2 protein-coding genes and 1 pseudogene are annotated in these 2,073 nt (G+C 39.8%); 2 read left to right on the top strand and 1 reads right to left on the bottom strand.

Annotation, left to right across the window (positions count from 1 at the left end; translation table 11 throughout):
• Window positions 1-180 (top strand): annotated as a pseudogene (locus ACVCAM_RS26300) (hypothetical protein); the annotation flags it as partial.
• Window positions 181-757: 577 nt separating this feature from the next.
• Here ACVCAM_RS26300 and ACVCAM_RS26295 read toward each other — a convergent pair.
• Entirely contained in the window at window positions 758-1,729 is a 972-nt protein-coding gene (locus ACVCAM_RS26295) for a LuxR family transcriptional regulator (RefSeq protein WP_447093747.1), read from the bottom strand.
• Window positions 1,730-1,806: 77 nt separating this feature from the next.
• Here ACVCAM_RS26295 and ACVCAM_RS26290 point away from each other — a divergent pair, with 77 nt between their 5' ends.
• Window positions 1,807-2,037: a helix-turn-helix transcriptional regulator gene (locus ACVCAM_RS26290; protein ID WP_023308174.1), complete on the top strand. Its 231-nt coding sequence runs from the start codon at window positions 1,807-1,809 to the stop codon at window positions 2,035-2,037.
• Window positions 2,038-2,073 lie beyond the last annotated feature (36 nt).

Raw genomic sequence — 2,073 nt, 5'->3', positions numbered from 1 at the left:
TTATTCATTATGTATATAGTTTCTCATTCTTCGGCCGAAATGATCGCACCGCTTATGTTACTCTTCATGCTTGTATGGTGGTTTCCTTGGCTAATGATCACCTCGGTACCTACCCCTAGGTGGACTCGCGAAATGGAAGTCTATCTTGAGAAATTTAACGCTGAACAGACCATGGTTTAAACTGTTCTTTGTTACCATGCATTCAGAGTGAATTGTCAGAGTTTTGGAAGATTCCATCCTACGAGTAATACTCACAAGGTAATTCACATAATCAATAGGTTAAGTCATAAGCTTCTTGACCCTACATGAGAAGACGAATTTTAGCTGCTAAAAGTTTGGGCATATTTGGACTTAAATGCCACCGACATGATTCTAATAATTAAGCCAGTACCTAATGAGCCAAGAGAAGACAACTGTAAACGCCCCTTGGCTTAGACTTGCTTTCAGGAAAGCGAATGTTTTTTATGGTCAGGGACAAGTAAGGGGATGAGCCATTGCATAACCATAAAACCAATTCGTTCTATGTCATTACAGATCGGCTTCAGTGATTTACTGGTGAGGTAGTATCACTGTGATCCGTTTTGCATAACGCTTACAGCTGCGCTACAAACAATAAACTATAATACTGTATTTTCAAAATCATCAATTTGAAGCAGGGTAATCGCGAAAAACCCTCGTAAGTGGCTGGTTATAATTCAATAAAGTGGATGATATTAAGACTTAAACTGCCACCATAATAGCTCGTGGATATACTATTTTAAATATAAAATTCTTTCCTCACAGACGCTAATGCCTTGGACACAGCCTGCTTTGTCATAGTTGTGTAGTGATTTTTTTCTAAAACCTGTGCGGTTTCAAACTGGTTAAAACCTTGGTGTTTTAATATGATTATTTTTTTCTTAGTATCAGTGAATTTGGAGTCAACCATTCGTCTGGCAATATTCCTAAGTTTATCTAGATCTGCTGGGGTTAAAGTTTGACCCTGCATCCACTCATGAAAATAGGTATCAATCAATATATCCCCTGTGTTTGCGTTAGCTTTATGCGGTTTAGCGCATTGCCGTCTAAGCCTTATTAATTCTTTATTGAACTGTTCGAGAGACCGCTTTCCTTGTCTGTATTTGGGATTCCATAGACCATTGGTGAGTTTGGGCCTATGGTCAGAACAATATCGATGACTAAGGACCTGTTTTTCATGAACGGGGAACTCATTATCGTTAGCAACAAATTCTGATATCTCACTGATCAACTTGGAAAATTCGGTTAGATTACCGCAGAACTCGCAATAACCGAGCTTACGCTGTGAATTTATAGTTACTCCTTTTGCAGGAGCGGATTTCTTCGGCCGCTTGGATGCGCACTCACTGACTAATTCAATAAGAGACTCAATCGTAGCGGTAAAGCATTTATCAAGAGAAGTTTGTTGATCTAAAGTCAGAACGAAATTACGCAAAAGAAGTCTTTGTGCCTGTACTACGACGTTTAAGCCCACTTTTTTAAGTACATCACTAAATCCTAGATTTACTCCAGAAATGTAGTCTTTATGACTTGGTGGCAGGGAATTTACATAAGCAGCTACTGCTGGATCAATAACTTCCTGTATGAGACGCAGTATTGGATACCTCCGTGAAAATATGGAGTACGGATAACTACGCTCTACAAATAATTTAATTGCAGCTGCAACTGTGAGGTCACAGCCTTCCCAGATAGTAATTTTCATGTCAACCATTTTAGCCAATGAATAGGTTTTAGCAAGTGGTAATGCTTGGCATTGTATAGGCCTGATTGGAAACAGGAGGAAGGCAGATGCAAACAAAGGCACATAGCACGCTCATTAACAGAAAAACACTTCTGGAAATGATCCCATTGTCAGCCCGCACTATTTATAACCTTGAACAGCGAGGCGAGTTTCCTCGCCGTATAGCACTTACTAGTCGAAATGTTGCATGGCAGTTATCCGAAGTGGAACAGTGGATTGCGGATCGTAAATCAGCAATGTTTAAAGCGGCCAGACCCGGTGTTGTTTTAGGTAGGTAACAGCAATGTCATTGAACATAATGGAAGCATTTGAAG

The sequence above is a fragment of the Enterobacter sp. CFEC122 genome (assembly GCF_052983755.1).
Note: the sequence above shows the minus strand (reverse complement) of the source record. Positions and strands in the feature narration are given on the sequence as shown.

What these genes read in the sequence shown, in the direction of transcription:
- ACVCAM_RS26295 (WP_447093747.1), bottom strand. Translation starts at nt 1,729, where the DNA reads ATGGTTGACATGAAAATTACTATCTGGGAAGGCTGTGACCTCACAGTT.
- ACVCAM_RS26290 (WP_023308174.1), top strand. Translation starts at nt 1,807, where the DNA reads ATGCAAACAAAGGCACATAGCACGCTCATTAACAGAAAAACACTTCTG.